We start from the raw sequence: 23,098 nt of genomic DNA on the forward strand, positions 1-23,098 counted from the left end.
GACGTGGGGTTCATCGGTCGATGTGACTCATACCCTAATGCGCGTGGCCCGAACGTGCGCAGCCCACCCTGACGGAGGGCAGGTCACCCCTCTTCGAGTAGCTCCACATTCACTGCGGATTCGGTGTCGGGTATGCCCGTTTCCTTCGCCTTGCGATCAGCCATGGAGAGCAGGCGACGGATACGTCCGGCAACGGCGTCCTTGGTCATCGGCGGGTCGGCCAACTGGCCGAGTTCTTCGAGGGACGCCTGCCGATGCTCAACGCGCAGTGCGCCGGCCGCCGCGAGGTGATCGGGCACGTCCTCGCCGAGGATCTCCAACGCACGCTCGACGCGCGCAGCAGCCGCAACGGCAGCGCGAGCAGAGCGTCGCAGGTTTGCGTCGTCGAAATTGGCGAGACGATTGGCGGTGGCGCGGACCTCGCGTCGCATCCGTCGCTCCTCCCACACCAGGCGTGTGTCCTGGGCTCCCATTCGGGTCAGGAGATCGCCGATGGCCTCACCGTCGCGGATCACCACACGATCCGTTCCGCGAACCTCACGTGCCTTCGCCGAGATCCCCAGACGCCGCGCAGCTCCGACCAGAGCAAGTGCAGCTTCCGGGCCGGGGCAGCTCACTTCGAGCGCCGACGAACGGCCGGGTTCGGTCAGGGAACCGTGCGCGAGGAACGCACCGCGCCAAGCTGCTTCGGCGTCGCCGACACTTCCGCCGACGACCTGCGCAGGCAAGCCGCGAACCGGGCGCCCGCGAAGATCGAGCAGTCCCGTCTGGCGCGCGAGGGCCTCACCCTCCTTCGCCACACGCACGATGTAGCGAGCGGATTTTCGAAGCCCGCCCGCACTGAGTACGTGCACATCGGCACTGTAGGTGAACAGGTCGAATATCTCCCGGCGCAGACGTCGCGCCGTGGAGCCCAGATCCACCTCTGCTTCGACGACCACCCGGCCGCCGACGATGTGGAGCCCACCGGCAAAGCGCAGCAACGCGGAGACCTCTGCCTTGCGGCAGCTGACCTGAGTCACCACTAACCGGCTCAGTTCGTCCTTGACCTCCGCTGTCATTGCCACGAAGCGTTCTCCCTCTGTTCTTCGGATTGCTGTTCTTGCAGGGAAGACTGTGTCGAATCCCCTACTGCCGCACTGCTCGACAGTTCAGCCAGTACATCGGCCAGTTTTGCCGGATCGTGTACATGCGCTGCGCCCGGTGAGGTGTCCGCGACATCCGCGTACCTGACTTCGGCTGAAAATTGATCCGCCGCACGCTGCAGATGTTCACGTTCACGCCCGGCCGGTACCGACGCCGAGTCGACCACCACGTAGTCGACCCGAAAATCGGGCACGTGTTGGGAGAGTACGTGCAGGTGACGCTCTGCGGAGAATCCGGCGGTCTCCCCCGGCTCAGGTGCGAGATTGAGCACCAGCACCTTTCGAGCATTCGTCGACGACAGTGATTCGACAAGTTCGGGTACCAGTACGTGCGGGATCACGCTCGAGAACCACGATCCCGGGCCGAGAACCACGAGATCGGCACGATCGATCGCAGTCACAGCCTCGGGACACGCGGGCGGATTGGACGGGAGCAGTCTCACACGCCGAACCTTGCCCGGCGTGGTCGCGACGGCGACCTGTCCACGAATGCAGCGGCTGACGCGTGGGTCCTCTTCGAGTCCTTGAACGTCGGCTTCGATCTCGAGCGCGATCGGCGACATCGGCAGCACGCGGCCACGGATTCGCAGCAGTCGCGCCATCTCGTCGAGCGCGACGACCGGATCGCCGAGCACCTCGGTGAGTCCGGCCAGGATGAGATTGCCCACCGAGTGCCCGGCAAGTGCGCCGACACCGCCGAAGCGATGCTGAATGGTCCGAGTCCAGTCGACTATCTCGGGTTCGTCCGACGCGAGAGCCGCGAGCGCCATCCGGAGGTCACCGGGCGGGATGACGCCGAGTTCGGCGCGCAGCCGGCCCGACGAACCACCGTCGTCGGCGACCGTGACCACTGCGGTGACGTCGACCGTCAGGCGTCTGACGGCCTGGAGCGTGGCGAACAATCCGTGCCCGCCGCCGAGCGCGACGATGGCCGGCCCATCTGGCTTCTCCCGCGAGCTATGTGTCGGTTCACTCATTCGCGCCCCAGATCCCGGTGCACGATGCTGACCGAGATGTCGTCCTCGGAACCCAAACGCCTCGCGAGAGCTTCGGACATGGCCACGCTTCGGTGCTTACCGCCGGTGCACCCGACCGCAATTGTCATGTAGCGCTTTCCTTCTCGCCGATATCCGGCGATCGTCAAATCCACCAGATGTCTGTAGGTGTCTAGGTAGTCTTCCGCACCCTCGCGGGACAACACGTAGTCGCGGACGTCGGCATCCTGACCGGTGTGCGGGCGAAGTTCCGGGATCCAGTGGGGATTGGGCAGGAATCGAACGTCACAGACGAGATCGGCGTCCATCGGCAGGCCGTACTTGAATCCGAACGACTGGACCGTCACCTTCATCGTGCGGTTGGCATCGTTCCCGAACGCCGTTTCGATCTTCTGACGCAACTGATGTGCCTTCAGCGCCGACGTGTCGATGACCAGATCGGCGGCCGCCTTCACCACGGCCAACTGTCGACGCTCGGCTGCGATCCCTTCGGACAACGTGCCGTCGATGCCGTCATTCTGCAACGGATGACTGCGGCGCACCTGTTCGAACCGTCGGATCAACACGTCGTCGGATGCTTCGAGGTACAGCACCCGAGTGTGGATCGGCTCCGCCTCGAGTTCAGTGAGCACCCACCCGAGATCGCCGGTGAAGAGTCGACTCCGCACGTCGATCACGACGGCGAGACGATCGACCGGCGGATCGGAGGTCAAGCTCAGACCGACCATCCGGGAAATGAGCTCAGGTGGCAAATTGTCCGCGACATACCAGCCGAGGTCTTCGAGCACCTTGGCAGCGGTACTCAAACCGGCTCCGGACAATCCCGTCACCAGCAGGAAATCCATCGTTCGACTGTCTTTGGCGCTGTCGGTAGTCACTGTGCACTCGGCCCCGTCGTCGGCATGGACAATTCTCGCGACTCGGAGCCCTTGTCACCGCTACCGGATTCGGCGCTTGGCGCGTCAGCAGAGGTAACAGACGATTCGGATTCCTTGTCCAGCTCATCATCCCCTACCGCGGCTGGCAGCGCTCGAGCTTCAGCACCCGCATCGGCTGCAGCCGAATCCGTGCCGAGTGCGGCCAGAACTGCTGTGGCTGTGGTCTCACCGATACCGGGGACCTGCATGATCTCCTCGACCGTTGCCGTTTTCAGCTTCGCCACGGAACCGAAGTGAGCCACCAGAGCAGTACGGCGAGTTTCACCGAGCCCCTTGACCGAGTCCAGAGCCGAAGCCGTCATCCGCCTCGAGCGCTTGCTGCGATGGAACGTGATCGCGAAGCGGTGGGCTTCGTCTCGGATGCGTTGCAGGAGGTACAACGACTCGCTCGTTCGGGGAAGGATGACCGGATCTTCTTCCCCCGGTACCCATACCTCTTCGAGTCGCTTGGCCAAGCCGACTACTGCGACGTCGGTGACCCCCAGCTCGTCGAGGACCGCCGCTGCGGCCGTGACCTGAGGGGCGCCGCCGTCCACGACGAACAGATTGGGTGGATAGGCGAACCGCCGAGGCCGGCCCGTCGCCGGGTCGATCGCCGCTTCGGGAGCCAGATCCCCACCGTCCGCGTCCATGGTCGACGCCGACGCAGCGAGAATGCCCAGGTCGCGGTTGTGTCGCAGGAACCGCCTGCGAGTGATCTCGGCGATACTCGCCACGTCGTCGGAATGACCGTCGCCGGCAGCTTCCTTGATCGCGTAATGGCGGTAGTCCGACTTACGCGGGAGCCCGTCTTCGAACACGACCAGTGACGCCACGACGTCGGTTCCCTGGACGTGACTGATGTCGATGCATTCGATTCGTAGCGGAGCCGAGTCCAGGTCCAGTGCTTCCTGGATGCCCTGAAGCGCCGCAGAACGCGAGGTGAAATCGCCGGCGCGCTTGAGCTTGTGCTGCGCCAGAGCCTCTTTCGCGTTTCGCTGGACCGTTTCGGCGAGGTCTTTCTTGTCGCCGCGTTGCGGAACCCGCAGTTGCACTTGCGATCCCCGAAGCTTGCTCAGCCACGCCTGGATCTCGGTCGCGTTGGCAGGCAGGACCGGCACGAGAACTTCCTTGGGAACGGCGCTGATCCCGGCCTCGGAGCCCGCTCCCGGGTCGAGTGCCGCCTGCTCACCGTAGAACTGGGTGAGGAACTGCTCGACCAGGATCGGCAGGTCGGACTCGGCGTCGAGTGCGGCCCAGTCGATGGCATCGCCTGCCTTCTCCACGACCCATCCACGCTGACCCCGCACGCGTCCGCCGCGCACGTGGAACACCTGAACGGCGGCTTCGAGATCATCGGTGGCAAAGGCGACGAGATCGGCGTCGGTGCCGTCACCGAGTACGACGGCCTGCTTCTCGAGCGCCTTGCGCAAAGCGCCGATATCGTCACGCAGACGGGCCGCGGTCTCGAAGTCGAGGTCCTCTGAAGCCTGCTGCATGCGCTTTTCGAGATCTTTGACCAGCTTGTCCGTGCGGCCGGCGAGGAAGTCGCAGAAATCTTCGACGATCTGACGATGCTCCTCGGCGCTGACTCGCCCGACGCAGGGCGCCGAGCACTTGTCGATGTAGCCGAGCAGACACGGCCGGCCGATCTGGTTGTGTCGTTTGAAGACTCCGGACGAGCACGTTCGTGCGGGAAACACTCGCAGCAGCAGATCGAGTGTTTCGCGGATGGCCCAGGCATGGGAGTAGGGACCGAAGTAGCGGACGCCCTTGCGCCGCGGACCGCGGTAGACGAACAGCCGCGGGAACTCTTCGTTGAGCGTCACGGCGAGAACCGGATACGTCTTGTCGTCGCGGTACCGCACGTTGAACCGCGGATCGAATTCCTTGATCCAGTTGTACTCGAGCTGAAGCGCTTCGACTTCGGTACTGACGACGGTCCACTCGACGCTGCCGGCGGTGGTCACCATCTGCCGAGTACGGGGATGAAGTGTCGTGACGTCCGCGAAGTACGAGTTCAAACGTGAACGGAGGCTTTTCGCCTTTCCGACGTAAATGACCCGACCATGCGGATCGCGAAATTTGTAGACGCCCGGCGCAGCCGGAATGGTTCCGGTAGCGGGGCGGTAAGTCGAGGGATCCGGCACGGTTTCAGGTTAGTCGCCGCCACCGACCGACTCGAAAACGCGCAGGATGCGGGCACCGAACCGGTCGGAAGACGTCAGTTGCTCTTGTGCGCGACCGGTGCGTAGCGGTCGGCCAGTTCGCGGAACTTGCCGACCGTGTCGACGGCGTACTCACGGTCGTTGGACTGGATCGCCATCACTGCCATGTACTCGTCGTCGGGCAATTCGATGCGTGCCCAGGCGGCGCCGTCGGGGAACGAGAGTCCCTCGAACAGATCCCAGTCGACGATCTTCTCGCCCAAGATGTTTCGTACGGCGATTCCCTGCTTGCCCACCTTGACCCGGGGCCGCGTCAACATCAGTACACCGAGAGCCAGAATGGTGCCGATGCCTGCCATCGCAAGTTGGTCCGCGGCGCGGAAGTACACGCCGGTGGACCCCTGGCGGAGCAGGAGTGCAAGTGTGACGTGAACGATCACCAGGAGGACAGCAACTCCGATCGCGTATCGCGTCGACTTACGCGGTGACGCAATCAGTTCCCAGTTCTCGTTGTCGCCGGGTGTACTCATCGAAACGAATCCTCGGTCCATGGTGCTCGGAGATGGCGCAGGGTCACTGCGGTGTCCAGTGCGGCGGCGCAGGCCTGTGCGCCCTTGTCCTCGACGCTACCCGGCAGCCCCGAACGGTCAAGAGCCTGCTGCTCGGTGTCGGTGGTCAGGACACCGTTCCCCACGGGAGTGCTTTCGTCGAGTGAGACGCGTGTAAGGCCCGCGGTGACCGCGTCGCACACGTACTCGAAGTGCGGCGTGCCGCCGCGGATGACAACACCGAGAGCGACGACGGCGTCGTGCGTGCGAGCCAATGCCTGCGCAACGACCGGCAGTTCGATCGCACCGGCGACACGGACCAGTGTCACGTCCTTGATCTGTGCCTCCTGCGCGACTCGCTGCGCGCCGGCGATCAGAGCCTCGGAGATCGTCGCGTGCCATTGCCCGGCAACGATCGCCAGCTTCAGATCCTTGGCCTCGGCGATCGCGAGCTGCGGCTGACCTTCGCCGCTCACAGTGCGGTTCCCGGCTGTGCGGTGTTCTGGTTCGCCTCGTACTCGTCCAGTCCGATCAGATCGTGACCCATCCGATCGCGCTTGGTGCGCAGGTAGGTGAGGTTCTCCGCATTCGCGCGCAGCGGCATCGGAACGCGATCGGTGATCTGCAGGCCGTAGCCGTCCAGACCCACACGCTTGGCCGGGTTGTTGGTCAGCAGACGCATCGACGAGATCCCCAGATCGACGAGGATCTGCGCACCGATGCCGTAGTCGCGGGCGTCCGCCGGTAGCCCGAGTTCGAGATTGGCGTCGACTGTGTCGGAACCGGCGTCCTGGAGCTGGTAGGCCTGCAGCTTGTGCATGAGACCGATGCCACGACCCTCGTGTCCGCGCATGTACAGGACAACGCCGCGGCCTTCCTGGGCGACCATGTCCAGTGCGGCGTCGAGCTGCGGGCCGCAATCGCACCGCAGCGAACCGAAGACGTCGCCGGTGAGGCACTCGGAGTGAACGCGGACGAGTACGTCGCTACCGTCTCCGTCAGGGCCTGCGATGTCGCCGCGCACCAGCGCAACGTGCTCGACCTCGTCGTAGATGCTGGTGTAGCCGACAGCGGTGAACTCACCGTGGCGGGTGGGGATGCGCGCCTCGGCGATGCGCAGTACGTGCTTCTCGTGCTTGCGACGCCACGCGATGAGATCCGCGATCGAGATCAGAGCAAGGTTGTGTTCGTCGGCGAAGACTCGCAACTCGTCGGTCTGAGCCATCGCGCCTTCGTCCTTCTGGCTGACGATTTCGCAGATGACGCCGGCGGGACGCAGGTCCGCCATGCGGGCGAGGTCGACTGCAGCTTCCGTGTGGCCCGGACGACGCAGCACTCCGCCTTCCTTCGCGCGGAGCGGAACGACGTGGCCGGGACGAGTGAAATCGTTGGCACCGGATTCGGGGTTTGCGAGCAGACGCATCGTCGCAGCGCGGTCCGACGCCGAGATGCCGGTACCGATTCCCTCACGGGCGTCGACGGTCACGGTGTAGGCGGTGCCGTGCTTGTCCTGGTTGGTGGCGTACATCGGGGGCAGGCCCAGCCGATCGCAATCGTCACCGTCGAGCGGCACGCACAGGTAGCCGGAGGTGTACCTGACCATGAACGCCACCAGTTCCGGGGTGGCTTTCTCGGCGGCGAAGATGAGGTCGCCCTCGTTCTCGCGATCCTCGTCGTCCACGACGACAACAGCTTTACCTGCAGCGATATCTGCTACTGCGCGCTCGATACTGTCGAACCTGGTCACGTGCTCGCACTCCAAAGTCTTGACTTTTAACATCATCGAATACAACAAGTGCATCCGACGGATGCACTGACAACCCTACGACCAATCGGACGGGTCCGATCAGCCTGGTCCTACCGACCGGCAGAGTGAAGCCGCTCGACGTACTTGGCGATCACGTCCACCTCGAGGTTGACCGGCGTACCGACCACAGCGGTTCCGAGCGTCGTCAACTCGAGCGTTGTCGGGATCAGCGAGATCTCGAAGTACTCGAACCCGCGGTCGCCACCCAGCGCGGAGACCGTCAGCGAGACTCCGTCGACAGTGATCGAACCCTTCTCCACCACGTATCGGGAAATGGAGTCCGGCAGTGCGATCCGCACTACCTCCCAGTTCTCGGAAGGCGAGCGGGAAATGACGTGGCCAGTTCCGTCGACGTGCCCTTGAACCAAGTGGCCGCCGAGTCGACTGTTCAGCGCCGCGGCGCGCTCGAGGTTGACGCGAGAGCCGACATCCAACTTCGCCAGGCTCGAGCGGTTCAGCGTTTCCTGCATGACGTCTGCGGTGAACGAACCGTCGGCAAGCACATCGACGACCGTCAGGCACACGCCGTTGACCGCGATCGAATCGCCGTGACCGGCGTCGGAGGTGACCAGTGGCCCGCGCACCGTGAAGCGTGCAGCATCGACCAGTTCTTCCTTGGCGACAATTTCGCCGAGTTCTTCCACAATTCCTGTGAACACGCGCCCTACTCCTCGTTCCCCGGAGCAGAACTCTCCGGAACCAGACTCAACAAAATATCGGGGCCGATCGTTACCGCGGACTCCAAACGGAATCGGTGGGCGTCGGTGATGGTGTGCACTCCGGCATCGACGAGCGCGGAAGCGCCCGCGCCGAGCAGTATCGGAGCGATGTACGCCTCGATGACGTCGACATATCCGGCGGCGAGGAATGCTCCGGCCAGACGGGGCCCACCCTCGAGAAGTACGTCTGTGTACTCCCCCAACGCCTCGACTACTTCGTCGATATTGTCGGTGTTGAGCACCAAAGTCGGTGCGGTGTCATCGAGAACGCTTGCCGTCGAAGGTATTTCACGCTTTCCGACGACGACGCGTAGGGGCTGATGCGCCGCGAGCTCACCGGTGGGCTGACGCGCCGTCAGCCACGGATCGTCGGCGAACACGGTGCCGGTGCCGACCACGATCGCATCGATCTGCGCCCGCTGAGCATGCACGCGCGCCCTCGCCTGCGGACCGGTGATCCACTGACTCGTTCCGTCCTCGGCGGCGCTACGTCCGTCCAGACTGGCCGCGTACTTCCACGTGATGTGCGGGCGACCGGTGCGCTGTTTGTGCAGCCAGGCCCGCAGTGGACCAGCTTCCACCTCGGGTGCCCGGAGTCCGGCCGTGACGCTGATTCCAGCTCGCATGAGCGTCGCTGCGCCGCCGGAAGCCTCGGGATTGGGATCACCGACTGCGTAGACGACCGCCGAGACCCCGGCATCGATCAATGCCTGCGAGCAAGGGCCGGTTCGCCCCTGGTGATTGCACGGTTCCAGTGTCACCACGGCCGTTCCACCACGTGCCGCATCGCCGGCCTCGTCGAGAGCCACGACCTCCGCGTGCGGTCCACCGGGCGGTTGCGTCATACCGACGCCAGCGATGGTGCCGTCGGCGGCGAGGATGACAGCGCCGACCGGCGGGTTGGGGCTGGTGAATCCGCGCGCAGAATCGGCTGCGGCCAGCGCAATCTGCATCGCGGCGTCAAGATCAGCCGTCGACGCCTGCCCACCCTTTGCCATCGAGCGGCTCAGACCGACAGCGTCAGGTGCGGCGACGCCGAGGCGGCCTGCGCGCGGAGCTTGCGCACCGCCTCACCGGGATCACTCGCCCCGTACACCGCCGAACCGGCGACGAAGCAGTCGATCCCTGCTTCAGCGGCCTGCTCGATCGTGGAAGCGTTGATGCCGCCGTCGATTTCGACGAGGAGCGTCAGCTCACCCGAGTCGACGAGCTTGCGAACTGCGCGTGCCTTGTCGAGCACCTGAGGCATGAAGGACTGACCACCGAATCCGGGTTCGACGCTCATGATCAAGAGGGTGTCGAAGTCCTTGAGAATTTCCAGGTAGTCGTCGATCGGGGTTCCAGGCTTGATGCTCAGCCCCGCCTTGGCACCAGCTGCACGAATATCGCGGGCAACCGAACGCGGGTCGTCGGTGGCCTCGGCGTGGAACGTGACGTTGTACGCACCGGCCTCGGCGTACGGCGGCGCCCAGCGCTCCGGATTCTCGATCATGAGATGGCAGTCGAGAGGAATGTCCGTCGCCTTCAGCAGACTCTCGACCACCGGCAGACCCAGCGTGAGATTGGGAACAAAATGCGCGTCCATCACGTCGACGTGAAGCCAGTCGGAGCCGGACACGGCAGTCGCTTCATCGGCGAGTCGAGCAAAATCTGCGGACAAAATGGACGGTGCAATCATCGGGGAAGCCACGCCGCCGAGTTTAGCTGTGACTCATCGCCGACCGTGCATGCACATCGGCTGTGACTCATCGCCGACCGTGCATGCACATCGGCTGCGCTTCATCGCCGACCGTGCATGCACATCGGAGCCGGTGAAATCCGATCAGTTCTTGACGACGGTGCGGAGCTTTCGCACCTTGGCGGGCGCCTTGATCCGCCACGCATCTTCGAGCATCTCGCCCAACTGCACCTCGTCGATCAGTTCGAGGTGCACGAGGATCGATCCGTGCCCGTGATAGTGATCTGTGGTGAAGAAAGCCGCCTCGCCACTGGCGAGTAGCGCCTCCTTCTCGTCCAGACCGCACATCACGACCAAAGCGCCCTCCGCTTCGGTGCGGAGCCGCGCAAAAGTTTTACCTGCCACCTTGAGTGCCGGGGTGTTGTACGAGGTCGACTCTTCCACGGAGGGAAGAGCCGAACCCAGTACTACAACCTGTTCCCACGTAACCATGTAGGCACCATACGACTACCGATGCCCAGAAGTCATCCGATCAGGCCAGCGGCTTGCGCAAAGCGGCCATGAACATAGCGTCCGTGCCGTGTCGATGCGGCCACAACTGAACCGACGATCCGTCGCCGACGTCCGGGACACCTGGCACCAATTCCTTGGTGTCGAGTTCCACGACGCCATGACGCCGCACCGCATCGGCGACCACTGCCAGCGTTTCCGACAAGTGCGGCGAGCACGTGGAGTACAGCACCACTCCGCCGGGGCGAACCAGTTCGATTGCAGCAGCGAGCAATTCACGCTGCAACTTCACGAGCGGAGCCACATCGGACGGCTGGCGACGCCAACGTGCCTCCGGGCGCCGACGCAGCGCACCCAACCCGGTGCAGGGAGCGTCGACGAGGATGCGGTCGTATCCGGGTTCGAGCCCGGATTCGCGGCCGTCCGCCACGTGTACGTCCACGGGAAGCTCGCGAGTGGTCTTGCGAATCAACTCGGCACGGTGTTCGACCGGCTCGACGGCGTCGAGTCGACCACCTTCGATGCCGGCAAGAGCACCGAGAAGTGCCGCTTTTCCTCCTGGACCTGCGCAGAGATCGAGCCAGCGTCCGGAGTCTTCACCTTCGAGAGGAGCAATGCTGAGGGCGCGGGCAACCAGCTGACTGCCCTCGTCCTGCACTCCTGCCAGGCCTTGGCGGACCGCCTCGAGTTGTCCGGGGTCACCGCCGTCGAGATGCACGGCGTACGGCGAGTACGGCCCGATCTCGCCGCCGGTCACCAGTGCGAGCTCCTCGGCGGAGATCTCACCGGGGCGGGCGACGAGGTGCACGGCGGGGCGGGCGTCGTCGGCGATCAGGACGTCTTCGAGCTCTCCGGCTGCAGCGCCGAGCGAGTCGGCAAATACCTGCGCGATCCACAGGGGATGCGCGTGCTCGAAGGCGAGTCGGCCGACCGGGTCCTTCGGGGCTAGCAGCTCGACCCACTCGTCCTGGGTGCGTTCGGAAACACGGCGCAGGACCGCGTTGACGAATCCTGCTCGGCCCTGGCCGTTTTCGGCGCGAACGAGGTCGACCGAGGTGGCAACAGCAGCGTGCGGTGCGACACGAGTACGCAGTAGTTGGTACGAGCCGAGTCGGAGTACATCGAGCAGGGTTCCGTCGATCTCTTCGATCGGCCGACCCGCCGCATGCGCGATCACCGCATCCAGGAGGCCCTGAGCACGTGCCGCGCCGTACGCGAGTTCGGTTGCCAGCGCCGCATCGCGTGCGTCGAGTTTGCGGTCACGCAGGAGCCCGGGCAGAACCAGGTTCGCGTATGCGTCACGTTCACGGACCGCGCGCAGGACGTCGCGCGCAGCCAGGCGCGGCTGATCGAGCCCGGCGGTTGCCGGATCCGGCCGCTTGGCCTGCTTCGGCTTGGTGTTCTTGCCACCGGTTGCATTCTTGGCTCCGGGACCCTGTGTCCGCCGTGCCGGTCGTCGTGATTCGGTCACTGTGCTCGTACCTCCGCGTCGAGTCGGGCACCGCGTGCCCAGTCCCCTGCCGACATCAATTTCTTGCCCGGGGGCTGAATCTGCCCGAGTCGTACCGCGGTGGTCGCGGTACCGATGTACAGACCATCCTTGCGTACCGAGATCTCACCGACTGCCAGGGTCTCGTCCGTAACGGTGACCGGGCCGACCTTGACTCGAAGATCACCGATCATCGTCCATGCCCCAGGCGCGGGTGTGACTGCTCGGATGTGCCGGTCCACCGTGCGAGCGGGCAATTCCCACCGCACGCGGGCCGCGTCCACAGTCACCTTGGGGGCGTACGAGACGCCGTCGGCAGACTGCGGAACCGCGTTGATCTCTCCGGCCTCCAGGCCGTCGAGTACCGATTCGAGCAGGGCAGCGCCGTTTTCCGCCAGACGCCCGAGCAGGTCGCCTGCCGTATCGGTGTCGCGAATCCGCTCGGTCATCACTCCGTACACGGGGCCGGTATCCATGCCGGCTTCCAAACGGAACGCACTGGCGCCCGTCACCTCGTCACCGGCACTGATCGCAGCCTGCACCGGCGCGGCGCCGCGCCACGCCGGAAGCAGCGAGAAATGCAGATTGACCCAACCGTATTTCGGAATGTCGAGGACGTTCTGCGGCAACAGGTTTCCGTAGGCGACGACGGGTGCGCAGTCCGGTTCCAGGCGGGCGAGTTCGGCTGCGAAGTCGGGATCGGACGCCTTGACCGGTGTCAGGACCGGGATGCCGTACTCGTCGGCAAGCAGACCGATCGGCGAGCGGGTGACTTTGCGACCGCGGCCCGCCACAGCGTCCGGACGCGTGACGACGGCTACCACTTCGTGGTTGGCAGACTCGATGAGACGCCGCAGCGAAGGAACCGCGGGTTCGGGCGTTCCGGCGAACACGACGCGCATGTCAGCTCTCCCGTTTCGTTGGGCTCTTCGGACTCTGATCAGCCGATCGGCCTGTCGAACGCGGTGGACTGCAACTCACGAAAATGCTCCCGGATGTGTCGGTGGGTGGAACTGTCAGTCTAAGGACTGCGGGAGCTACGACCTACCTCGCGCCACACCGAACCACTTTCTCAGCAATTTCTTTGATCAGAACCCTGCAGATTCACCGGTCCTCGGTATTGACTGTCTCTGTCGTCGCCACTCGGCGGAGGCTGATACGGGATACACCGATCACACGGAGGAACTTAGATGGCAGGCATCGACAGTAAGTTCGACAAGGCCTACGCAGGAAAGTCCGTCGAAGAATTGGCGGACGCCCCGGTCGCGGCACTCAACGGCGTAAGCGATTCGGACGCAGAACATTTGAAGGCAGCGTTCAACATCAAGACCGTCCGCGACCTCGGAACGAACAAGTTCTTCCTGTGGGCGCAGGCCACTGCCAAGCTCGCCGAGTAAACATCCCGACCCACGTGATCTCGGTGCTCACGAGTTAGCAGCTCACGAATTTGCGTCGATGACCACTTGCGGAATATCCGTGCCGAGCGGCACCGCGCTGCACGAAGCGTGCCGCTCGGCATCGGGGTCGAGGACCGTCCGGATGACGTCGATCACGTAGGGGTCGTACGGCATGCGGAAGTGGCCGGTCAGGTTCGACGGGCACAAATCCTGGAGGACGATGTTTTCTGCACCGGCGTCGCGGAGCGCGATGTTCGAGGACGGCTGGATCATCTCGTCGACAGTGGACCCGATAGACGTGTAGCGCACTCCGGGTACGGTGTCACCGCCGTCGTTGAGGGCGTTCAACGTATCCGACCCCTGCATCTGCTCGCGGACAGCTCGCGAAAAGACATCTTCGACAAAGTCTTCTCCGCCGGGGATCGCACGGACGATGGGAACCAACCCGAACATCACCCCGCCGTAGGTCGGCGAAGCCAAACCGACCCAATGATCGACGTAGGCGTCGCCGCCCATTTTGTTGACGTAGTACCGCGTCACCGTCGCGCCTTGGGAGTAGCCGATCACGTCGACCTTGTCCGCTCCGGTCGCGGTCAGCACCTGATCGACGAAAGAACCGAACGCGGTGGCACTACCGACTATGTCGCCGACGCCGTAAGTCTCGTGTGCGACGTCCCCGTCTTCTTCTTCGATCGCACCGCCGTAATTGAGCGCGAAGACGCAATAGCCGTCAGCTGCCAGTGCCGGCGACAGGGCCGCCCAATCCGCGTACGCCTCGGTGTCGGTTCCGTGGGCGAGTACAACTGGTCGGGGATGCGTGGCGGAAGGCTCACAGGCGAAATCGTTCGACCCGGCAGGTGCGGATCCTGGATGAGCATGCGCATATGCCGTGGCAACGGAACGAGTCGCCTGACCCGGACCGATGTCGAGAGGAACGTCCATCGCGTCGGCACTCGCAGACGGGAGCGTCGGTGCGGCAGCCGATATCGCCGGCGGTGCTCCGATCAGCAGCGCCACTGCTACCGAAAATGTCAGTCCCACAGACCGTTTGACGCCAGCCATTGTTCCTGCTCCTGCTCTGATCCTACGAGGGAGCTGACCGTAACACCAGAAACTTCGGGGCGCATACCCTACCGAACAGTAGGTATCCGACGTCTCAATTGCCGCCTTCATCGGCGTCATCACCGGCAAGCACTCGGTAGAGCGACTTGCGCGCCTCGACAAGCACGTCGGCTGCGGCCTTGACCTGCGCTGGTGTGCCTACAGCAGCCACTTGACCGGCCGCGCCCATCAGCTGGCCGATCAGTTCACGAAGGTCCTGCTCCGGCTCCCCTACGCTGAGACGAACGTCATCCCACGGTGCCCCGAGATCGGCGCGATGCTCCTCGACGTATGCGACGCCTTCCTCGGTCAGCTTGGCGGTCTTTCGGCCGGCGACCTTTTCGATGATGACCAGTCCCTCGTCCTCGAGTTGGGACAGCGCGGGATAAATGGAACCCGGACTCGGCTTCCAGACGCCGCCGCTGCGCTCGACGATCTGCTGAATCAATTCGTAGCCGTGCATCGGCTCTTCCGCGATCAACAACAGAATCGCAGCGCGCACATCTCCACGACGACCTCGTCCGCCACGTCCTCGCCCGCGACCGAACTGAGCGCCCGGACCGAAGCCGGGGCCGGGTCCGCCGTCTGGACCGAAACGCCCCCGCCGATGGCCTCTGCGTGGCATGTCACCGAGGCCCGGCCGCTCGTGCGGTCGACCGCGTCGTCCACCGTCTCGATCGCCGGGACCATCGCCCGGCGCGCCGTCGTCCGTCGGCACCCACATCACAAATGGTGGCCGTTGCTCACGGCCGAAACCGCCGAAGAAACCGCGTCGGCCGAACATCCCCTCGTTCGGGAAACTTGCATCCATCGTCGAACCTCCATCACTATCGTTGATAGTTCGACGATATATCGCCATATCGGGTTGCGCAAGATTTTTGCTGCACACAAGCATGCCTTGGAGAACTCGAAAATCAGCCGATGCGGCGTGGGTCGATCTGAATGCGGACCGGACCCGATGACTTCCGCGCACTGCGCGCGGCCCTCGCATGTGCCAGAGCGTCCGCAAGGCCGCGACCGTCCTTGCGTGGAACGCGGACCAGCATTCGCTCCGGCGCGACACCGCTCTCGTCCTCACCGGAATACGGAAGCCTCTCCCCCGCAGGCAATTCCACTGGTCCGAGTAGTACAGCACTTGCCGGCAGATCAGCTGAGTCCACCAACTCCGCAATTGCTGCGGATCCACCGTCGATCGCAGCCATGTGAACGGCCGGAGGAAAGCCGACCTCGTCCCGTTCCTCGAATTGAGATTGTGCGTGCCCCACTGGATCCCATCGGACCAACGCCTGCACCGTCGGGATACCCGAGTCTGCGACAACCACAACTTCACCGCCTTCGGACAGCGGAATCACCATGGCAGCAGCCGACATCCAGCGTCTGAGTGTTTCCTCGGCGGCGCGCAGATCGGGCCGGCCGAGCAGTGCCCAACCGTCGAGCAAGAGCGCGGCGCCGTAGCCGCCGGTCATCACCGGCTCCGCACCCACTGTCGAGACCACCAACGCGGGCCCGTGTGGCAGTTCCTTGACCACATCACCGCCCCCGGACAGAACAACTTTCACACCGGGAAACGCCCGCCCGAGTTCTTCGGCGGTCCGGCCGGCACCGACCACCACCGCGCGCAACGCTTTCGCCCCGCACGCGTGACATCGGTAGGCGGCATCGGCAACCCCGCACCAGCGGCACGCCGGTGTCCCGGCGCCGTCGGGACCTGCCGCAGCGGGAAGAGCCAGTGGGCCGTTGCACCGACGGCACCGTGCCGGGGCACGGCACTTTCCGCAGGCCAGGGTCGGTACGTACCCCCGCCGAGGCACCTGCACCAGGACTCCGTTGCCCTCACCCAGAGCGCGCCGGGCGGCCGCGAATGCAATAGCGGGCAAACGAGCCGCTCTGGCTCCCGGATCGCGGGCCAAGGCTTGATCGCTGTCGGCGAGCGCGGTGATCTTGGGTGCGTGAGCACGAACGACGTCCCGCGTAGCGACCAGATCGTGCGCCCATCCCGAGTCGACGAGTACCTGCGCTTCTGCCGTACGGGAGAACCCACCGATCACGACGGCGCACCCGGCGGCGTAGCCACGCAGGACGGCAACTTCGCGGGCATGTGGATACGGCGACCGCGGCTCGGACAAGTTGTCGTCGCCGTCGTCCCAGACGACGACAAGACCGGTCTCGGGCGTCGGCGCAAAAACTGCACTGCGCGTGCCGACGACGATCCGGGCGGTCCCGCGCAGTGCAGCGAGCCACCTTCGGTATCGCATGGCCGGCCCCAGGCCTGCGGACAGACCCACCACTGCATCCGCTCCGGAGAGTTCGGTACATGCGGCGACGACGCGGTCCAGGTCGCGTTGATCGGGCACAACCAGAATCGCGGATTTACCACTTGCCGCTACAGCCCCGGCCAATTCGGCCAGGCGCAGTGGCCAGTTTTCACCAGGCAACGCCTGCCAGACCGCACGCGGGCTTTTCGACTCGCGAATCGCGGACAGGAAGGCGTCACCGAATCTGTAGAGATGCCAACCATTTTCGATCGGTTCAGGAGCGGACGGCGGCTCGGCGGGCTCCCACGGTTCCGCCTCGACCTTCGCGTGGCGCGGCGGTACCGCCAAACGGAGAACGTCAGCACGGGTTCCGGCATAACGCTCCGCCACACGATCGACGACTTGCGCGATTTCGGCCGTCAGGACCCGCTCGGACGAGATGACGCGTTCGAGCCAGCCGAACTTCCCCTGATGGTCACTGGTCGCCTCGCGCGAGACGATGAAACCGTCCACCAGACGACCAGCGAAGCGGATGCGCACCCGGACTCCGGGCTGCGCATCCGCTTCGAGTTCACGAGGAACGAGGTAGTCGAATTCACGGTCGAGGTGAGCGAGCGGGAGCATCGGCAGCACCCGGGCGACCGGATCGACTTCTGCCGCTACTCTTTCCGCGCCCACCCGCGCCCCGTCTGTACGTCAGTGATCAGAGACCAGCTGCGCTACGCAGCTTGTCGGCACGATCGGTGCTCTCCCACGGGAGGTCGATGTCGGTGCGACCGAAGTGACCGTATGCCGCCGTCTGCGCGTAGATCGGACGCAGCAGGTCGAGGTCGCGGATGATCGCTCCCGGACGCAGGTCGAAGATCTCGGTGATCGCCTTCTGGATCCGTGCCGGATCGGTCTTCTCGGTGCCGAAGGTTTCGACGAAGAGTCCGACCGGAGCTGCCTTGCCGATGGCGTATGCGACCTGAACCTCGATGCGGTCGGCCAGACCTGCGGCAACAGCGTTCTTGGCCACCCAACGCATGGCGTAGGCAGCGCTTCGGTCGACCTTTGACGGGTCCTTGCCGGAGAACGCGCCGCCGCCGTGGCGAGCCATTCCGCCGTAGGTGTCGACGATGATCTTGCGGCCGGTCAAACCGGCGTCACCCATCGGGCCACCGAGGACGAACTTGCCCGTCGGGTTCACCAGCAGACGAACATCGGAGGTGTCGAGATCGGTGAGGTTCACGTCGGTCAGCACCGAGTGAAGCACCTTCTCGCGAAGATCGGGCGTCAACAGGTTGTCGAGGTCGATGTCAGCGGCATGCTGGGTGGAGATGACCACGGTGTCGAGACGGACAGCCTTGTCACCGTCGTACTCGATGGTGACCTGGGTCTTGCCGTCCGGGCGCAGGTACGGCAGCACGCCGGACTTACGGACCTCGGTCAACCGGCGAGAGAGACGATGAGCCAACGCGATGGGCAGCGGCATCAGTTCCGGTGTGTCGGTGGTGGCGTAGCCGAACATCAGGCCCTGGTCGCCCGCACCCTGACGGTCGATCTCGTCGTCGCTGATTCCGTCGACGCGAGCCTCGTGCGAGTGATCGACACCCTGCGCGATCTCGGGCGACTGCGCGCCGATCGCGACGTTGACGCCACAGGAGTTACCGTCGAAGCCCTTTGCCGAGCTGTCGTAGCCGATCTCGAGGACCGTGTCGCGCACGATCTTCGGAATGTCTGCGTACGCAGTGGTCGTGACCTCGCCGGCTACGTGAACCTGGCCGGTGGTGACCAGAGTTTCGACGGCCACGCGGGCGCGCGGGTCCTGGGTGAGCAGCGCGTCGAGGATCGAGTCGCTGATCGCGTCACAGATCTTGTCCGGATGCCCCTCGGTGACGGACTCGCTGGTGAATAGCCGACTGCCGGACTTGCTCACAGATCTCCCTCTCGACGACTGAGTTCTTGACTACAGCTTATTGAAGTATCCGAATCACCGTTCGGTGACCGTTTTGTCATGCTTTGTTAGCTGGGGGCTGAGCCGACGATAACGGTTGGACCGCCTGCGCAACACCCTTGTGCTCACCCGATTATCGTGGGGTAACTCTCACCACCGGGCGCGTGTCGCTACTCGGGGAAGAGCTTGACCAGGGCGTCGAGTACTCGACTGGCCATCAAAGCCTTGGATCCGTGCTCGAGCGCGGACTCCGAGCCGTCGGAACCGAGCAGCCAACCGTCGTTGTGATCGACCTCGAACGCCTTGCCCTCGCCGACCGCATTGACCACGAGGAGGTCGCAACCTTTGCGGGCAAGCTTGGAGCGGGCGTAACTGAGAACGTCACCATGGGCGTCACCGGTCTCTGCGGCGAATCCGACGATCACCGTTCGAGCGTCCAGATCGCCGTCACGACGCGCTTCGACGAGACCGGCGAGGATGTCGGCGTTTCTGGTGAGGCTGATCGAGTCGGGTTCGTTTGCGCCCTTCTTGATCTTGCTGCCTTCGACGGTGGTGGGGCGGAAGTCCGCGACAGCTGCAGCCATGACGACTCCGTCGTGTCCCGGTGCGTGCTTCTCCACTGCCAACCGGAGATCTTCGGCCGTCTTGATGTGCACGACGTCGACAGCGGCGGGGTCGGCAAGATCGGCCGTGTAACCGGCGATCAGCGTGACGTGAGCGCCGCGTTGTGCGGCCAGACGGGCGAGCGCGTAGCCCTGTTTGCCGGAGCTGCGATTACCGAGAAAGCGCACCGGATCGAGCGGCTCGCGAGTACCGCCGGCGGTGACCAGAATGCGGCGACCTTCCAGGTCGCGCGGCAACGCGTCCGAGCGCTCGAGGAGCAACGATGCCAACCCGACGATCTCGTCGGGTTCGGGAAGTCGACCGGCCCCGGTGTCTTTTCCGGTCAAACGCCCGGAGGCAGGTTCGATCACGTGGACGCCGCGCGAGCGCAGTGTCGCCACGTTGGACACCGTTGCGGGGTGCTCCCACATCTCGGTGTGCATTGCGGGGGCGAAGACGACCGGACAGCGTGCGGTCAACAAGGTGGCTGTCAACAGGTCGTCTGCGCGGCCCATGACAGCTCGCGCCATCAGATCAGCGGTTGCCGGCGCGATGACAACGAGATCGGCTTCCTGTCCGAGGCGGACATGCGGAACCTGCGGGACGTCGTTGAAGACGCCGGTGTGAACCGGGTTGCCGGAGAGTGCTTCGAACGTGGCGCGGCCGACGAACTCCAGAGCGGATTCGGTCGGAATCACGCGGACGTGATGACCGCTCTCGGTGAAGCTGCGGATGATCGAGCACGCTTTGTACGCGGCGATACCCCCACCGACACCGACGACAATGCGCTTACGTATCGATGTGGGCGCGTCGGACACTCCCCCGACACCCGAACGCGGTTCGGGTGCGGCAGACGTGGTGCTCACTCGCCTTCGGTGTGCTCGAGGAGATCAGCGTGGATTTCACGCAACGCGATGGACAGCGGCTTTTCCTGCAGACCGGGCTCGACCAGAGGTCCGACGTACTCGAGGATGCCGTCACCGAGCTGGTTGTAGTAGTCGTTGATCTGGCGCGCACGCTTGGCCGAGTAGATGACCAGGGCGTACTTGGAAGAGGTGCGTTCGAGCAACTCGTCGATCGGCGGGTTGGTGATGCCGAGCGGGGTGTCGTAGGCAGGCAGAGCGCCCTGACCTGCTGCGGACGCGGCTGAAGTGCTGCTCACTCTTGTGTCTCCTGAATTAGATCTTCATTGAAGAACTAGTTTTATCGATCCGGATATCTGAGAAACGGGGCGGAAATCGGTTCCCGAAGGGTGCGGAATCAGTTCCCAACCAACAAGGATACCAACTCATCGCAAGCACGGCTTACATCCTCGTTCACGATGACCGTGTCGAACTCGTCCTGTGCGGCCAATTCCACTCGGGCCGTCTCGAGTCGGCGTGCCACGACGTCTTCCGTTTCGGTTCCCCGTCCGGTCAGCCGTTGCACCAGAACGTCCCAGCTCGGTGGAGCCATGAACACCAACAGAGCTTCGGGCATCGCCCGGCGGACAGCTCGTGCTCCGGCGAGATCGACCTCGACGAGTACGGGCTTTCCAGCTTCGAGCGCTTCTTCGATCGGAGCTGCGGGGGTGCCGGAGCGCTGTAGACCGCCGTGGATTTCCGCCCATTCGAGAAGTTCACCGGAGTCGATCATCCGTTGAAATTCTTCACGGGAGGTGAATCGGTAGTCCTTGCCGTCCACTTCACCGGGACGGGGATCGCGAGTGGTCGCCGAAACGCTGAAAACGAGTTCAGGCAACCGAGTTCTCAGCTCGCGAACGACGCTGGACTTACCGACAGCCGAAGGGCCGGCCAGTACAACCAGCCGACCCCTCCGCACTGCGGTCTTGCTCTCTGACACTGTTGCGTCAGCAATCATCAGACACTGCCGCGTCAGCAATCATCACTTGTCGGCTCAGGCCTCGAAGTCAAACTTGGTGAGCAGAGCCTTGCGCTGCCGATCACCGAGGCCACGAAGGCGACGGGTCGGTGCAATCTCCAGCTCGGTCATGATCTCCTGAGCCTTGACCTTGCCCACCTTGGGCAGCGCCTCGAGCAGTGCCGAAACCTTCATCTTGCCCAAGATTTCGTTGTCTTCGGCGTCCTTGAGGACCTGCTTGAGGTCGGTGCCGCCACGCTTCAGGCGCTCCTTGAGCTCAGCCCTGGCCTTGCGGGCAGCAGCTGCCTTCTCCAAAGCAGCAGCGCGCTGCTCATCAGTCAACTGGGGAAGGGCCACGGTTCCTCCGTCTCGTCGTGTGCAAATTTTGTCTATTCCGCTGATAACCAGCAGCGATAGCGACCGTACTCACGCCTGGCGCGAATTGCTAACCCACCCCCCGCGGTCCGATGCAGATCGCGGTGGGTTATGCGCGTCGAATCGATGTCACACATCATCGCCGTTTTCGGCTGGATCGAGACGGATTCGACGCAACACGAACGTGCGTACAGTACCGAAATAGACTGTAACACAAAGCATTTCGATACATCAGATGCGACGTCCCCATGCGTGTGTGCGAAATCGTTACCTGCGGGAATGAACGTGGTCGCCGACACATCCAAAAATTTCGAGCATTTTCGACGCCCATGCGCGTGTCGCGGCCTGTTTTCAGGTCGGCAGCGACGATTTCGGATCGTCGGCATCGACCGTGTCCGGTTCGGTGCGGCTCACGCCGGGGGCGGCCAGAGCGAGTACTACCGCGAGGCTCGCCCAGAGCAATGAATTCTCCAGGACGAAGCCGACGACCGGGATATCCATGTCCGCGCCGACCCGAGGAAGCCGAAACAGCACGACCGCAGCGGTGAGGCCGATCGCGATCCAGGACCACGCGGGTACCGATCGGGTGTCCTCCCCCACGCCCGACTTGATCGGAACGAGGAGCACACCCACCGCCGGCACCAACCACACGAAGTGGTGGGTCCAGGCAATGGGAGTCACGATTGCCGCCAGCAGAGCAACCACCGTGAAACCGGCAAGATCACCTCGCAGGCGCTGAGCGCGCCGCGTCGCGACAATTCCGAGGACACCCAACACTGCACAGGCGACGAGCCATGCCGGACCCACCAGGCCCTCGGGGAGTAGCCGTAAGGCCATTCCACGCACGGACTGGTTACCGAACACAGACGGGTCACCGACCGCGACGCGCCCCGAGAGTGAGGCGATGTCACCGAAGTAGTCGATCGTCTGGCGCGGGAGAACGGCAAAGCCGAGTGCCGTGGCGCCGAGGAAGCCGGCGAGGGCGCCCGCAACCGCTTTCCAACGCCCGGTGATCACGTAGTAACCGATGTAGACGAGAGGCACCAGTTTGACGGCCCCGGCGATCCCCACCAGCACACCCTCGGGAATCCACCGTGGTCGAGCCAGCACGTCGATCAGGCACAGGAGTGTCAGGAACAACCCGACCTGCCCGTACCCGAGGTGATCGGAGATCGGCGATGCCGCCGTCCACAGGACCAGGAAACCCACGTAGACGACGACGGGCCGCCTACGTGTGAACGGGACTTCGCGATAGCTGAGCACGATGATCGCGGCCAGCATCAGGAGGCTGACGAAACTCCATCCCCACTGGACCGCACCCCAGGAACCCAAGGCGACCGGAACGGCGACGAGCGCAGCGAAGGGCGGATAAGTGAACGGCAGTCTCGCGTTGAACGACTCGTCGTACAGGTTCGAGCCGTCGAGGACGGCTTGACCTGCCGTCCGGTACACGGCGAGATCGTCGCCGTGTACGCCGGTGACGGATTGGAACCCGGTGGCGAGCAGCGCGCACGCCGCGACGAGAAGTCCGATCTGCCACCAACGATTCACCGACGGACGGTACCACCGGGTTCCACCGCTCGAACGAGCCTCGA

At 64.2% G+C, this 23,098-nt stretch carries 23 protein-coding genes; 1 reads left to right on the top strand and 22 read right to left on the bottom strand.

Annotation, left to right across the window (positions count from 1 at the left end):
• Window positions 1-83 precede the first annotated feature (83 nt).
• The 13 genes from whiA to fmt form a co-directional block, all read right to left on the bottom strand.
• Window positions 84-1,061, bottom strand: coding sequence for a DNA-binding protein WhiA (whiA, locus tag AC1DVN_RS21565; protein ID WP_021344225.1), 978 nt, complete (start codon window positions 1,059-1,061; stop codon window positions 84-86).
• On the bottom strand, window positions 1,058-2,122 hold the full coding sequence (locus AC1DVN_RS21570) for a gluconeogenesis factor YvcK family protein (protein WP_019748388.1): 1,065 nt from the start codon (window positions 2,120-2,122) through the stop codon (window positions 1,058-1,060). The genes whiA and AC1DVN_RS21570 overlap by 4 nt, the downstream gene beginning before the upstream one ends.
• On the bottom strand, window positions 2,119-3,018 hold the full coding sequence (rapZ, locus tag AC1DVN_RS21575) for an RNase adapter RapZ (protein WP_003944872.1): 900 nt from the start codon (window positions 3,016-3,018) through the stop codon (window positions 2,119-2,121). The genes AC1DVN_RS21570 and rapZ overlap by 4 nt, the downstream gene beginning before the upstream one ends.
• Window positions 3,015-5,207, bottom strand: a complete 2,193-nt coding sequence (gene uvrC, locus AC1DVN_RS21580; RefSeq protein ID WP_020969587.1) for an excinuclease ABC subunit UvrC — start codon at window positions 5,205-5,207, stop codon at window positions 3,015-3,017. The genes rapZ and uvrC overlap by 4 nt, the downstream gene beginning before the upstream one ends.
• Before the next feature lie 74 nt (window positions 5,208-5,281).
• On the bottom strand, window positions 5,282-5,755 hold the full coding sequence (locus AC1DVN_RS21585; protein WP_007727982.1) for a PH domain-containing protein: 474 nt from the start codon (window positions 5,753-5,755) through the stop codon (window positions 5,282-5,284).
• On the bottom strand, window positions 5,752-6,249 hold the full coding sequence (gene ribH / locus AC1DVN_RS21590; protein WP_003944999.1) for a 6,7-dimethyl-8-ribityllumazine synthase: 498 nt from the start codon (window positions 6,247-6,249) through the stop codon (window positions 5,752-5,754). Before ribH ends, AC1DVN_RS21585 begins: the two co-directional genes overlap by 4 nt.
• Window positions 6,246-7,520 (bottom strand): bifunctional 3,4-dihydroxy-2-butanone-4-phosphate synthase/GTP cyclohydrolase II, encoded by a 1,275-nt coding sequence (locus AC1DVN_RS21595; RefSeq protein WP_003944833.1) that lies wholly within the window; start codon window positions 7,518-7,520, stop codon window positions 6,246-6,248. The genes ribH and AC1DVN_RS21595 overlap by 4 nt, the downstream gene beginning before the upstream one ends.
• Before the next feature lie 110 nt (window positions 7,521-7,630).
• Window positions 7,631-8,239, bottom strand: a complete 609-nt coding sequence (locus tag AC1DVN_RS21600) for a riboflavin synthase (protein WP_003944892.1) — start codon at window positions 8,237-8,239, stop codon at window positions 7,631-7,633.
• A gap of 5 nt (window positions 8,240-8,244) precedes the next feature.
• On the bottom strand, window positions 8,245-9,297 hold the full coding sequence (ribD, locus tag AC1DVN_RS21605; RefSeq protein ID WP_477994211.1) for a bifunctional diaminohydroxyphosphoribosylaminopyrimidine deaminase/5-amino-6-(5-phosphoribosylamino)uracil reductase RibD: 1,053 nt from the start codon (window positions 9,295-9,297) through the stop codon (window positions 8,245-8,247).
• An 8-nt stretch (window positions 9,298-9,305) separates the two neighbouring features.
• Entirely contained in the window at window positions 9,306-9,989 is a 684-nt protein-coding gene (gene rpe, locus AC1DVN_RS21610) for a ribulose-phosphate 3-epimerase (RefSeq protein ID WP_019748384.1), read from the bottom strand.
• Between the two features lie 132 nt (window positions 9,990-10,121).
• Complete coding sequence (locus AC1DVN_RS21615; protein WP_019748383.1) at window positions 10,122-10,469, bottom strand: MmcQ/YjbR family DNA-binding protein; 348 nt, start codon at window positions 10,467-10,469, stop codon at window positions 10,122-10,124.
• A 40-nt stretch (window positions 10,470-10,509) separates the two neighbouring features.
• Window positions 10,510-11,958: an RsmB/NOP family class I SAM-dependent RNA methyltransferase gene (locus AC1DVN_RS21620; protein ID WP_019748382.1), complete on the bottom strand. Its 1,449-nt coding sequence runs from the start codon at window positions 11,956-11,958 to the stop codon at window positions 10,510-10,512.
• Complete coding sequence (fmt, locus tag AC1DVN_RS21625) at window positions 11,955-12,878, bottom strand: methionyl-tRNA formyltransferase (RefSeq protein WP_047888348.1); 924 nt, start codon at window positions 12,876-12,878, stop codon at window positions 11,955-11,957. Before fmt ends, AC1DVN_RS21620 begins: the two co-directional genes overlap by 4 nt.
• Before the next feature lie 288 nt (window positions 12,879-13,166).
• Between fmt and AC1DVN_RS21630 the strand changes: the two genes are divergently transcribed.
• Window positions 13,167-13,373 (top strand): hypothetical protein, encoded by a 207-nt coding sequence (locus AC1DVN_RS21630; protein ID WP_003944900.1) that lies wholly within the window; start codon window positions 13,167-13,169, stop codon window positions 13,371-13,373.
• 42 nt (window positions 13,374-13,415) lie between these two features.
• On the opposite strand, the gene AC1DVN_RS21635 is transcribed toward AC1DVN_RS21630, so the two are convergent.
• From AC1DVN_RS21635 to AC1DVN_RS21675, 9 genes are all read right to left on the bottom strand, one after another.
• Window positions 13,416-14,435 carry an esterase/lipase family protein gene (locus tag AC1DVN_RS21635; protein ID WP_092764029.1) on the bottom strand — a complete coding sequence of 340 codons (1,020 nt, stop codon included), beginning with the start codon at window positions 14,433-14,435 and terminating at the stop codon, window positions 13,416-13,418.
• A gap of 94 nt (window positions 14,436-14,529) precedes the next feature.
• Window positions 14,530-15,198, bottom strand: coding sequence for a PadR family transcriptional regulator (locus tag AC1DVN_RS21640; RefSeq protein WP_477994219.1), 669 nt, complete (start codon window positions 15,196-15,198; stop codon window positions 14,530-14,532).
• 190 nt (window positions 15,199-15,388) lie between these two features.
• Window positions 15,389-17,407 carry a primosomal protein N' gene (locus AC1DVN_RS21645; RefSeq protein WP_477994212.1) on the bottom strand — a complete coding sequence of 673 codons (2,019 nt, stop codon included), beginning with the start codon at window positions 17,405-17,407 and terminating at the stop codon, window positions 15,389-15,391.
• A 25-nt stretch (window positions 17,408-17,432) separates the two neighbouring features.
• Window positions 17,433-18,647 (bottom strand): methionine adenosyltransferase, encoded by a 1,215-nt coding sequence (metK, locus tag AC1DVN_RS21650; RefSeq protein ID WP_003944827.1) that lies wholly within the window; start codon window positions 18,645-18,647, stop codon window positions 17,433-17,435.
• A 188-nt stretch (window positions 18,648-18,835) separates the two neighbouring features.
• Entirely contained in the window at window positions 18,836-20,134 is a 1,299-nt protein-coding gene (gene coaBC / locus AC1DVN_RS21655) for a bifunctional phosphopantothenoylcysteine decarboxylase/phosphopantothenate--cysteine ligase CoaBC (protein ID WP_020969581.1), read from the bottom strand.
• Window positions 20,131-20,430 (bottom strand): DNA-directed RNA polymerase subunit omega, encoded by a 300-nt coding sequence (gene rpoZ / locus AC1DVN_RS21660; RefSeq protein ID WP_003944996.1) that lies wholly within the window; start codon window positions 20,428-20,430, stop codon window positions 20,131-20,133. The genes coaBC and rpoZ overlap by 4 nt, the downstream gene beginning before the upstream one ends.
• Window positions 20,431-20,528: 98 nt before the next feature.
• Window positions 20,529-21,128: a guanylate kinase gene (gene gmk / locus AC1DVN_RS21665; RefSeq protein ID WP_019748375.1), complete on the bottom strand. Its 600-nt coding sequence runs from the start codon at window positions 21,126-21,128 to the stop codon at window positions 20,529-20,531.
• A gap of 36 nt (window positions 21,129-21,164) precedes the next feature.
• A complete protein-coding gene (mihF, locus tag AC1DVN_RS21670) occupies window positions 21,165-21,485 on the bottom strand; it encodes an integration host factor, actinobacterial type (RefSeq protein ID WP_003944825.1) in 321 nt (106 codons plus the stop codon).
• Window positions 21,486-21,854: 369 nt separating this feature from the next.
• Window positions 21,855-23,054, bottom strand: a complete 1,200-nt coding sequence (locus tag AC1DVN_RS21675) for a glycosyltransferase 87 family protein (protein WP_257237386.1) — start codon at window positions 23,052-23,054, stop codon at window positions 21,855-21,857.
• Window positions 23,055-23,098: the final 44 nt, after the last annotated feature.

This window comes from Rhodococcus sp. P4_E4 (assembly GCF_056401575.1).

Excerpts from the sequence above, each read along its gene's own strand:
- AC1DVN_RS21585 (WP_007727982.1), bottom strand. The coding sequence starts at position 5,755 with ATGAGTACACCCGGCGACAACGAGAACTGGGAACTGATTGCGTCACCG.
- gmk (WP_019748375.1), bottom strand. The coding sequence starts at position 21,128 with ATGATTGCTGACGCAACAGTGTCAGAGAGCAAGACCGCAGTGCGGAGG.
- AC1DVN_RS21635 (WP_092764029.1), bottom strand. The coding sequence starts at position 14,435 with ATGGCTGGCGTCAAACGGTCTGTGGGACTGACATTTTCGGTAGCAGTG.
- fmt (WP_047888348.1), bottom strand. The coding sequence starts at position 12,878 with ATGCGCGTCGTGTTCGCCGGAACGCCCGAACCCGCGGTTCCTTCGCTG.
- AC1DVN_RS21640 (WP_477994219.1), bottom strand. The coding sequence starts at position 15,198 with ATGTGGGTGCCGACGGACGACGGCGCGCCGGGCGATGGTCCCGGCGAT.
- whiA (WP_021344225.1), bottom strand. The coding sequence starts at position 1,061 with ATGACAGCGGAGGTCAAGGACGAACTGAGCCGGTTAGTGGTGACTCAG.
- ribD (WP_477994211.1), bottom strand. The coding sequence starts at position 9,297 with ATGGCAAAGGGTGGGCAGGCGTCGACGGCTGATCTTGACGCCGCGATG.
- AC1DVN_RS21615 (WP_019748383.1), bottom strand. The coding sequence starts at position 10,469 with ATGGTTACGTGGGAACAGGTTGTAGTACTGGGTTCGGCTCTTCCCTCC.
- AC1DVN_RS21570 (WP_019748388.1), bottom strand. The coding sequence starts at position 2,122 with ATGAGTGAACCGACACATAGCTCGCGGGAGAAGCCAGATGGGCCGGCC.
- AC1DVN_RS21630 (WP_003944900.1), top strand. The coding sequence starts at position 13,167 with ATGGCAGGCATCGACAGTAAGTTCGACAAGGCCTACGCAGGAAAGTCC.